This is a genomic window from Candidatus Methylomirabilota bacterium, from assembly GCA_036001065.1.
GTDB lineage: Bacteria > Methylomirabilota > Methylomirabilia > Rokubacteriales > CSP1-6 > MNEF01.
Genome location: DASYUQ010000160.1, coordinates 1 through 10,028, shown reverse-complemented (window position 1 = coordinate 10,028; position 10,028 = coordinate 1). Strand labels below are relative to the sequence as shown.

Sequence of the window (10,028 nt, the reverse complement as noted above, 5' to 3'; positions counted from 1 at the left end):
AGCGGCCGTGGCCAGCGTGGGTACGTGCGCACCCACGTCCTCCTATAGAGACGCTGGCTGCGGTCGAACCATCTCCTGAACACCGCCCATGTTCGCGGCCATGTGCCGCTTTCACCTGCGAGCTTATTTCGGATCGGGGCTAAATCTGTCCACGAACGACGTATACGGTGCCTTCCTAGGCGCGAATAGTTGGAACGGCACTAGTGCCGTTCCAACTTGTTGATACTAAATCTGTCCACGAACGACGTACACGGTGAATAGTTGGAACGGCACTAGGGAGGACGAAGAGTACCACCAAGCTCCGGGCCAAGGGCGGAGAAGCACACTCTCCGCCCTTTTGTTACACGCGGATGGAGCGGCACATTGAACCGGCGCGATCTCTTGATCCTTTCGCTCAGCACGAGCGCATTTCTCCTGATGGGCCACACCCCCTACCGCCAGTGGCAGGTGTACCGGAAGAATCGGCTCATCTTCGTCGTGAGCGAAGTGGACGAGGTCTCCCTCCGCTTGGGAGCCTCGATCGCGCGGGCGTTGGCGGCGCGCTTGCCGCAGAGCAAGGCGATGATGGCGACGACGGCCACGCCGGTGGATATCGTCAGCCTCCTGACGAGCGCGCAGCTCGACGTGGCGCTCTTGACGTCGGACGATGCCTACGAGGCGGTCAGAGGAGCCGGGAGGTTCACAGGCCGGGCCGTCCCACTCCGAGCGCTGGCCGTCTTCGGGTCCTCGGTCCTGCATCTCGTGACGCTCGCGGGCAATGGCATCACGGGCGTTTCAGATCTCAAAGGGAAGGTTCTCGCCAGCGGGCTCCCCGGAAGCCCGACTGAAACCCTCACTTTCCGGGTCCTCGAAGCCTACGGGATCGATCCTGGGAAAGATCTCCGGCAGGAGCCGCTGGCCGGCGAGCGGGCGGCCGCGGCCCTGAAAGACAAGAAGGTCGATGCGATCGCCCGGGCTGACATGGTCACCAGCGGAGCCGTGCGGGATCTGGCCAGCACACCGGGGCTTGCCATTGCGCTGCTCGAGCACGGCGATGCGCTGCCAAAGATCGAGGCCAGGTACGGACCGATCTACCGCCGCGGAACGATTCCAAAGGACGCGTACCCCGGGATCGCCAGCGACGTGGGCACGGTCGCGGTCGCCCATCTGCTCGTCTGCCGGGAAGACTTCCCCGACGAGAAGGCGTATCAGATCGCGAAGACTCTGGCTGAGTCGCCTGATTCTCAGCCGCTCCTTCCCTTCCACCCGGGAGCCCTCCAGTTCTACGAAGGAGACCATCCTCGATGACGCACCTCCGCCGTCTCGGAACGCTCGGGCTGGCCCTGATGCTCATCGCGGCCTCCACGCATTCTGTCCAGGGGGAGGAGAGCATCCGCCATTCGTTTCAGGCCGTCGCCGGACGCGTCATCACCGAGTTTCAGGGCGCCACGGGCGGAATCCGAAAGCCGCACTTCGACGTCCGCCGGCGGGACACGTTCCCCGAAGTGAACGCCGCCATGGTGGGAATGCTCAAGTTCGAAATGAAGCCGAAGGACGAGGCGGGCTGGCACCCGGTGGTGTGCGTCTTCGGGTATCACGAGGGCCGGTGGAAATTCGTCAAGGCGTTCCACGAGCTTCCTTCCGAAAAGCCGACCTGGACCGAGGCGGGGCCGTGGTACGGAGAGATCGTGGAGAGGGCGATGAAGAACCCGCAGTAGGCGCCCCATGCTGCACGTCATCCTCGCCGTCCTGCTCCTCGTCCCGGCCACGCCCCTGGACGCCCATCCTCTCAACGTCGGGTATGCCGAGATCACGGTCCACGCCCGCGAGGTCGTCATCGCCCTCAGCCTCAACCTCTTCGAGCTCGATCTCCTGCTCGCCCTGGACCGCAACCTGGACGCCCGCGTGGACCAGGAAGAGCTCGAAGCCAAGCAGGCGGCGATCCTCGACTATCTCCGCGGGAAGATCTCCGTCTCCGCCGCCGGCGAAGAGCTGCCCATGGCGGCCGGCCCCGTGGGGATCGGCCGCGGCACCGACGGCAAGGCGCTCTTGGAGGCGACGCTGCGCTTTCGGAGCGCCACGCCGCTGACGGCGTTCACCATCCGATCCGAGCCGTTGACCGAGCTGGGCGCTGACCACACGATGTTCGCCAAGATCGCCGATGAGGGGCGAGTCGAGCAGTTCGTCTTTCAGCCCGGGGCCGTCTACGACCGCCGGGCCCGAGGGTTCTGGGCCCACGCCCTCCAGTTTCTCGGCGTGGGGGTGCATCACATCTTCTTCGGCTACGACCACGTCGCCTTCCTGCTGGGTCTGCTCCTGATGGGCGGCCCCCTGCTCAACATCGTCAAGATCGTGACCGCCTTCACGCTCGCTCACAGCGTGACCCTGTCCCTCGCCGCGCTCGACCTCGTCACCTTGCCCGCGCGCCTGGTCGAGGCGGGGATCGCGCTCAGCATCGCGTACGTGGCCCTGGAGAATCTTTTCTTCACGACCTTCGACAGGCGCTGGCTGGTGAGCTTCGTGTTCGGCTTCGTGCACGGCTTCGGCTTCGCCAACGCCTTGAAGGAGATGCACCTCCCGGCCTCGGGTCTGGCCGCCTCCCTCCTCTTCTTCAACGTCGGCGTGGAGGTCGGGCAGATCGTGATCGTGGCCCTCGTCGTTCCGCTCCTGTGGGGATTGGGCCGTACGCCGGTATACCGGACGACTGTCAGGCTCGCCTCGGTGGCGATCTTTTCCGCAGGAGCGTTCTGGTTCTTCCAGCGGGCCTTCTAGTGTCCCGTCTTCGAAGTCGTGTCGAGAGCCCGTCAGCACGCGGCGCCGGGGCCGACCGGCGCGTGCGGCAGGGGTCGGCGGGACCCGTTCCCGCCCACTGGCGACGGACTACGCGCACCGAGGTGGAGCCCAGCCGCCACGGGGCAGCGGACGCAGGCCTCGTGGTCCCGCGATCCCTGCCGCGCGTGCTGCGCCGGCCCCGCCGGGTCGCTCTCGTCCTGGGCCTCCTTCTCCTCACCGCCGTGCTCGGCGAGGCTCACGTCGTCCTCGATGGGCAGACCGTGCAGCCTCTCCTCCTGGACATCGCCAGGTATCTGAAAGAGGCCCGGGACGGCGCGAGCGAGGATGCCAGGCTGGAGGCCTTGTACGGGCTCGGCGAACGGGCCCAGTCCCTCTCCGACCTCATGAATCTGGACGTCACCTCCCACGGCCAGAGCCTGTACGCCGATCTCCTGGTACGGAGGCTCCAGGAGTACGGGATCCGGATCCGCCGGGTCGAGCGCAACATGCGGTACGTGTACGACATGGCGGCGTTCCAGGAGTACCTCAAGCGATCGCCCCGTGGGAAGCGGGCCGCCGAGGCCAGCTTCCGGGTCATGGCCCAGGCCTTTTACGGCTCCGTCGGCGCCAATCCCGCCGATCTCGTCGACATCGACGTGGACCAGCTGCAAAAGGCCATCCTGCGCGAGGAAGCCTTCATCAAGGATTACCCGAGGTTTGACAATGTGAAGGACGTTCGCTTCTTTCTGGCGATGGACTATTACCGGCTCTCCCGGCACAGCCGGGACCCCGCCACCGCTCGGAAATACGAGCAACGAGCAGCACACGCGCTCACCGAACTCCTCCGAGAGTATCCGGGAACCGCCGAAGCTCGGGCGGCCGAGGTCATCCTGGAAGCGCTGACGGCGCAGGGACGTTAGCGTTCTGTCTGGGAAGTGATGTAAACGATCGCCGCGCTCGCGCCCGCCCCGCGGGGCCGATGGGCATGTGCGGTAGGGGTCGACGGGACCCGTCCCCGCCGGCGGGCAACGGACCCCGCGTTCCCAGGTGGAGCCCAGCCGCAACGGGGTAGCGGACGCAGCCCTCGTGGTCCCGCGACCCCTACCGCACATGCCCATCGGCCCCGGCGCGGCGTGCGGGCAGGCTCTTCACATGACTTCGCGGACGGGACACTCAGCTAGCCGGCGCGCGTGTCCTCGATCTCCAGCCACGCCCTGAGCGTCTCCGCGACGCTCCAGGCCTGGGCGATGCATCCCCGGGGCGCGAAGGGCGGGTCGCCGTCGAAGATCTCGGCGATGCTGCCGATACCATAATCGTCGAGATGGTGGGCCAGCGGACGCAGAAACGACTGCGCCGCCTCCGCGTCGCCGTACACGCGCAGGTGGGCGAGGGCGAAGGGCCCGAGGAGCCAGCCCCAGACGGTCCCCTGATGGTAGGCGCCGTCCCGCTCGCGCTGGTCACCCGCGTAGCGCCCGCGGTACTCGGGCGCGCCGGGCGCCAGGCTACGGAGGCCATAAGAGGTGAGCAGGTGACGCGCGCAGGCGTCCACCACCTTTCGCCGGCGATCCGGTGAGAGCGGGCTCTCCGGGAGCGAGACGGCGAAGATCTGGTTCGGGCGCAACCGGTCCTCGGGCCCGTGGGGGCCGTCGATGACGTCGTAACAGTAGCCGCCGGCCTCGTTCCAGAAGCGATCGAAGCCGGCGCGGACGCGGGCGGCGAGGGCCTGCCACGGCCCGGCCGGCCGGCCGACGCGCGGGGCGAAGCGTGCCATCGCGCAGAGGGCGTTGTACCAGAGGGCGTTGACCTCGACGGCCTTGCCCGCTCTCGGCGTCACCACCCACTCGCCCACCTTGGCGTCCATCCACGTGAGCTGGACGCCCTCCTCGCCGGCGCGGAGCAGCCCATCGGCGGGATCCTCGGCGATGCCGTAGCGGGTGCCCTGGCGATGCCAGTGCACGATCTGCTCGAGCACGGCGAAGAGCTCCTTGACGAGCCCGTCGTCGCCGGTGGCGACGTGGTAGGCGCGAATGGCGTCGACGTACCAGAGCGTCGCGTCCACCGTGTTGTACTCGGGCGCCTCGCCGCTGTCGGGAAAGCGGTTGGGCAGCATGCCGCGGTCGACGAACCGGGCGAAGGTTCTCAGGATGCGGCCGGCCACCTCGGGACGCCCGGTGGCGAGGGCCAGGCCGGGCAGGCTGATCATCGTGTCGCGGCCCCAGTCGCCGAACCAGGGGTAGCCGGCGATGACGGACATCCCGTTGGGATCACCGGCGAGCGGCCGGCGCACGACGAACTGATCGGCGGCCAGGACGAGCTGCCGCACCCAGGCCGGCGCCGTGCTCGCGCGCGGCTGCGCCTGCAACCATCGATCGAGGAGCTGCTCCTCCCCCTCCCGTCGCCGCCGCCACGCCGCCTCGCCGTCGAGCGACGGCGCCGCTTCCGCCGAGAGCACCAGCGTTGGCGCCGCGCCCGGCCCGAGCTCGAGTTCCAGCGTTCCCGCCTCGAAATGATCTTCGTGGGCGTCGAGGCCGCGCTCGCTCTCGCGGGCCAGCCTGAAGTTCCGGCACCACACCGCCGACGGACGGGCGACGGCGCCCGGGCAGCGGACGACGAACGGCCGCGCGCCCTCGAACGCCACCACGCGGAACCCGTCGGCGAGGGACTCGACGGCCAGGCGCCAGCCGTCGCCCCGGGTGGCGCCGTGATAGTCGCGATAGTTCACCAGCACCCGAAGCGCGAGGCTGACCGGGCGGGGACCACGGAGCAGACGGTACCGAACGTAAGTGGTGTTGGCGCCCTGCTCCATCCAGATGCGCTTCTCGATGAGGGCGTCGGCGACGGCGGAGACCCAGACGGGCGTCGTGCCCTCCAGCCGAAAGCGCTCGAGGTCGCGATAGCCGTGCGGATCGACGGTCCCATCGGCCCAGCGGTTGCTGAACAGCGGCCGGCGGAGGTCGCCGTCCCCGACGGTGTCGTCGACCTTGGCGATGAGCAGCGTGCGGCCGAGCGGCGGCTGCAGGGCCGCGATCAGCAGGCCGTGGTAACGACGCGTGAGGAGCCCGGCCACGGTGCCGGAGGCGAAGCCGCCGATGCCGTTGGTGCACAGCCACTCCCGGCACTCCGCGATCGGGAGACGCCCGCAGATCTCCCGTCCCCAGTCGAGCGTCACCGGGCGACTCCTCCCGCTACTCGCCGCTCTGCTGGAGCAGCTTCGCCACCAGCCCCGTCCACCCGGTCTGATGGCTGGCGCCGATGCCGGCGCCGTTGTCGCCGTGGAAGTACTCGTAGAAGAGGATGAGGTCCCGCCAGTGGGGATCGGTCTGGAACTTCCCGGCACCTCCGTGAACGGGCCGGCGGCCGTCCGCATCTCGTAGAAACAGGCGCGTCAGCCTCCGGGACAGCTCGGCCGCCACATCCCACAGGGTGAGCACGCGGCCGGATCGGGTTGGGAACTCGGCCTGGAAACGGTGACCATAGAAGTAGTCGAACTTCTGGAGGGCCTCGATCAGCAGGAAGTTCATCGGCATCCAGACGGGCCCGCGCCAGTTCGAGTTGCCCCCGAAGAGCCCGGTCGTGGATTCGGCCGGCTCGTAGTCCACGCGATGCTCGTGACCGTCGGTGTAGAGCACGTAGGGGTGATCCCGGTGATGCTTCGACAGGGACCGGATGCCGTACGGAGAGAGGAACTCGTTCTCGTCGAGCATGTAGCGGAGGACGCTGGCCAGCCGCACGCTGTTGACGAGGGAGAGCAGCCGCCGGGTCGCGCCCTCGGGCGTGTCCTGACGGACGACGTGGTGCTGCAGCTCCGGCCGGTTCCGGAGGAACCACATCATCCGGCGACCGAACCGCGGCAGCTTCTCCATCGTCTCGGGCTCGAGCGTCTCGACCGCGAACAGAGGGATCAGGCCCACCAGCGACCGGACCTTGAGCGGGTGCACGGTGCCGTCGGGCAGGTGGAGGACGTCGTAGAAGAACTCGTCCTCCCGGTTCCAGATCTCGATACCTTCGCCGGCGATGTTGTTCATCGCGTAGGCGATGTAGACGAAGTGCTCGAAGAACTTCGAGGCGACGTCCTCGTAGGCGGCGTTTTCGCTGGCCAGCTCCAGCGCGATGGCCAGCATGTTGAGGCAGTACATGCCGACCCAGGCGGTGCCGTCCGACTGCTCGATGTGCCCGCCGGTGGGGAGCGGCGAGCTCCGGTCGAACACGCCGATGTTGTCGAGGCCGAGGAAGCCCCCCTGGAAGACGTTCTTCCCCTCCGGGTCCTTGCGGTTGACCCACCAGGTGAAGTTCAGGAGCAGCTTGTGGAAGACCCGTTCCAGGAAGCCCTGATCGGCGACGCCGCGGATCCGCTTCTCGATCTTGTAGATTCGCCAGGCGGCCCAGGCGTGCACGGGGGGGTTGACGTCGCCGAAGGCCCACTCGTAGGCGGGAATCTGGCCGTTCGGATGCATGTACCACTCGCGCAGGAACAGGAGGAGCTGCTCCTTGGCGAAGTCCGGGTCCACCAGGGCCAGCGCGATCGTGTGGAAGGCCAGGTCCCAGGCGGCGTACCAGGGATACTCCCACTTGTCCGGCATCGAGATGACGTCTTCGTTGTAGAGGTGCGTCCACTCGTGGTTGCGGCCACGCTTGCGCTCGGGAGGCGGCGGCGGCTGGGTCGGATCGCCCTCCAGCCAGCGCCGGACGTCGTAGTGATACCACTGCTTCGACCACAGCATCCCGGCCAGGGCCTGCCGCATCACGCCGCGCGCGTCGGGGCTGAGCTTCGGCGGGATCACCGACGCGTAGAACGCATCGGCCTCCTCCTGGCGCTGGGCGAACACACGGTCGAAGGCGGCGCCGAACGGCTGGCCCTCGGGCTCGCGGTCGCTCAGGCGGAGGCGAACGACGCGGCTTTCCCCCGGGCCGATCCGCAGCGCGTAATGCAGCGCGGCCTTGGTGCCCTCCGGCACGGGATTGACGGCCGGGACCTGGCCGCGGATGAGGTAGTCGTGGAAGGCGTCCTTGACGAAGCACTGCGTGTTTTCGGTACCCCATAACCGCCGGTAGTTCGTCTCGTTCTCGGTGAAGAGCAGCGCGGGCTCACCCTCGTAGAACAGGCGGTAGATGCGCCCCAGCCCGGGGTGCTCCACGCGGACAAACCCGGCGCCGCCGGCGGCTCCCCCGGCGCTCAGCTTCGGCACCTGGGCGTTCGGCTCCCAGGCCCAGGTGTTTCGGAACCAGAGCGTCGGTAGCAGGCGCAGCGGCGCCGCCTGCCTTCCCCGGTTCACGACGGTGAGCCGGATCAGCAAGTCGTCGGGCGCGGCCTTGGCGTACTCGGCGAAGACGTCGAAGTACCGGTCCTCGTCGAAGATGCCGGAGTCGAGGAGCTCGAACTCCGGCTGCCCGCGACCCCGGCGGGCGTTTTCCTCGACCAGGTGCGCGTAGGGAAACTCCGCCTGGGGGTACTTGTAGAGGGCCTTCATGTAGGAGTGGGTCGGGGTGGAGTCGAGGTAGAAGTAATACTCCTTGACGTCCTCGCCGTGATTGCCCTCGGAGCCGGTCAGGCCGAAGAGGCGCTCCTTCAGGATGGGATCCTTCTCGTTCCACAGCGCGAGCGCGAAGCACAGGCGCTGATGGTTGTCGCAGATCCCCAGGAGCCCGTCTTCCCCCCAGCGGTAGGCGCGCGACCGCGCATGGTCGTGCGGGAACGAGTCCCAGGCCGTGCCGTACGGCGAGTAGTCCTCGCGGACCGTGCCCCACTGGCGCTCGGCCAGATACGGCCCCCAGCGTTTCCAGTGCGCCGTCCGCGTCTGGGCCTCGACCAGCCGGCGTTCCTCCTGCCGATTACCACCCATGGGCGAGCTCCCCCTCAGTCCGAGGCTCCGATTACTAGGGGCCTGTGCTCGTTTTGTCAATCAGGTGACTCCGGCCAACGATTTTGACGATTTTCTGGGCAACTGACTGACGATTCAGCCTTGACAACGGGGGGAACAGGGTTTGTAATCCCGACACTTTCAAGCTGGTATTTATTCCCCATTCTTGAGAATTTCTTTTCTCACCTCTGTCGGGTTATCTGTCGGGCTATTTTGTGACGCCCTCTTGGTGAACGCTTTGGTATGGGAGAGTCGAATGCCTTTCAAGGGGACAACCATGCTGAGATTCCGTCGCCCTGCGGTCGCCCTCCTCCTCTTGCTGACCTTCTGGCCGACCATGGCCCTGGGTCAGGCCCCGAAAGCCGGCGTCGTCACCACCCTGGAAGGCAACGTCAGCGCCGCGCGGCGTGCCTTGCCTCAGCCCATCCCGCTGAAGTTCAAGGACGACGTCTTCCTGCGGGACAAGATCACCACGGGCGACCAGTCGCTGGCGCGCCTGCTCCTGGGCGGCAAGGCCATCGTGACGATCCGCGAGCGCTCCATCCTCACCGTCACCGAGCTCCCCGGCCGCTCCACCGTCGACCTGGAGTCCGGCAAGATCGGCCTCGCCGTCGCTCGCGACCGGATGCGCCAGGGCGAGGTCATCGACGTCCGGACCCCGAACGCGATCGTGGCCGTGCGCGGCACGGTGCTGATCGCCGAGGTGTCGCGGGTAACCGCCCAGGCGGGCGGGACCCCGCCCGCCCCCGTGACGGAGGTCCACCTGGTGAGCGGCACGGCCGAAGCGACCGTGCCCGGCAGGCCGCCCTTCACGCTGAACGAGTTTCAGAAGTTCAGGGTGACGGGCACTGCGCCGCCGGTCATCGGGACGTTTACGGCGGGCGACCTGGGGCAGATCCAGTCGGGGCTCAAGCCGAAGGGCCCCCAGCACCAGGAAGCAGCGAACGCGGACCAGGTGAAGGGGCAGCTCCTCGCGGCGACGGCCACGCTGTTGACGACGGTGCTCGGCGGCGGTGCCGAACTCGTCGAACCAGTCGTGCTCCCGCCACCGCTGCCAACACCGGTGGCCGAGATCCTACCTGGCGGCGAAGAGAACCTGGCCGAGCTCGTGTCCAACATCCCTCCGAACATCATCATCAATCCCGCCCTTAGCGCGTTTGCGAATCTTGCGGCGAGCGCGCCCACGCCCGTCGTGCAGACACCGTCGGGAACCTCGCTGGCCATTCCCGGCAGCGCCTTCGAGGTTCAGGCGACGGGCGGAACCCCGGGCGATCTGACGCGACCGCTTTTCGATGCGACCAACAGCAATCTCGCGATCGGCGCCAACCTGCTGAACGTCCTCGGGACGCTTAACGTCGTTGTGGCGCCTGATCCGGTCACCGGGAACCCGCCGCCACCTGTCCTGAGCTTCGATCCGAC

Annotated in this window: 7 protein-coding genes; 5 read left to right on the top strand and 2 right to left on the bottom strand. The window is 67.6% G+C overall.

Annotated elements, in window-relative coordinates; translation table 11 throughout:
- Positions 1-417: 417 nt before the first annotated feature.
- The 4 genes from VGV13_15530 (at position 418) to VGV13_15515 (ending at position 3,671) form a co-directional block, all read left to right on the top strand.
- On the top strand, positions 418-1,287 hold the full coding sequence (locus tag VGV13_15530) for a TAXI family TRAP transporter solute-binding subunit (GenBank protein ID HEV8642503.1): 870 nt from the start codon (positions 418-420) through the stop codon (positions 1,285-1,287).
- Positions 1,284-1,697, top strand: coding sequence for a hypothetical protein (locus tag VGV13_15525; protein HEV8642502.1), 414 nt, complete (start codon positions 1,284-1,286; stop codon positions 1,695-1,697). The genes VGV13_15530 and VGV13_15525 overlap by 4 nt, the downstream gene beginning before the upstream one ends.
- A gap of 7 nt (positions 1,698-1,704) precedes the next feature.
- Positions 1,705-2,751 (top strand): HupE/UreJ family protein, encoded by a 1,047-nt coding sequence (locus tag VGV13_15520; protein ID HEV8642501.1) that lies wholly within the window; start codon positions 1,705-1,707, stop codon positions 2,749-2,751.
- 161 nt (positions 2,752-2,912) lie between these two features.
- Positions 2,913-3,671 carry a hypothetical protein gene (locus tag VGV13_15515; protein ID HEV8642500.1) on the top strand — a complete coding sequence of 253 codons (759 nt, stop codon included), beginning with the start codon at positions 2,913-2,915 and terminating at the stop codon, positions 3,669-3,671.
- Between the two features lie 257 nt (positions 3,672-3,928).
- Here VGV13_15515 and VGV13_15510 read toward each other — a convergent pair whose 3' ends face one another.
- A complete protein-coding gene (locus VGV13_15510) occupies positions 3,929-5,920 on the bottom strand; it encodes an amylo-alpha-1,6-glucosidase (GenBank protein HEV8642499.1) in 1,992 nt (663 codons plus the stop codon).
- A 16-nt stretch (positions 5,921-5,936) separates the two neighbouring features.
- Positions 5,937-8,591 (bottom strand): glucosidase, encoded by a 2,655-nt coding sequence (locus tag VGV13_15505; GenBank protein HEV8642498.1) that lies wholly within the window; start codon positions 8,589-8,591, stop codon positions 5,937-5,939.
- Positions 8,592-8,886: 295 nt separating this feature from the next.
- Between VGV13_15505 and VGV13_15500 the strand changes: the two genes are divergently transcribed.
- A partial coding sequence (locus VGV13_15500) for a FecR domain-containing protein (protein HEV8642497.1) occupies positions 8,887-10,028 on the top strand: 1,142 nt, incomplete at its 3' end.

Excerpts from the sequence above, each read along its gene's own strand:
- VGV13_15530 (HEV8642503.1), top strand. The coding sequence starts at position 418 with ATGGGCCACACCCCCTACCGCCAGTGGCAGGTGTACCGGAAGAATCGG.
- VGV13_15525 (HEV8642502.1), top strand. The coding sequence starts at position 1,284 with ATGACGCACCTCCGCCGTCTCGGAACGCTCGGGCTGGCCCTGATGCTC.
- VGV13_15520 (HEV8642501.1), top strand. The coding sequence starts at position 1,705 with ATGCTGCACGTCATCCTCGCCGTCCTGCTCCTCGTCCCGGCCACGCCC.
- VGV13_15505 (HEV8642498.1), bottom strand. The coding sequence starts at position 8,591 with ATGGGTGGTAATCGGCAGGAGGAACGCCGGCTGGTCGAGGCCCAGACG.